At 64.1% G+C, this 209-nt stretch carries 1 pseudogene; it reads right to left on the bottom strand.

The features are described from left to right. A pseudogene (locus HMPREF2883_RS02380) lies at positions 1–209 on the bottom strand (hypothetical protein); the annotation flags it as partial.

Below are 209 nucleotides of genomic sequence, written 5' to 3'. Positions count from 1 at the left end.
TTAGCAGGCCTTTGAGGTTCTTGGCGGAGGTCACCACGTCGGTGACTTCCTTGGACAGGCGGGTGGCCCAGGAGGACACGTCGGCGCTGAGCGAGGCTATCGCCCAGCCGCTGGCTGTGCCTAAGGAGACGGCTGTGATGATCGCCTTCGACGTCAGCTTGCCGATGATGTCGGCGATGGCGTCGCGGACCATGTCGTGCACCATGCGC

This window comes from Actinomyces sp. HMSC075C01 (genome assembly GCF_001812965.1).
GTDB classification, from domain to species: domain Bacteria; phylum Actinomycetota; class Actinomycetes; order Actinomycetales; family Actinomycetaceae; genus Actinomyces; species Actinomyces acetigenes.
The sequence above is the reverse complement of the archived record's forward strand: the minus strand, read 5'-3'. Positions and strand labels throughout refer to the sequence as shown.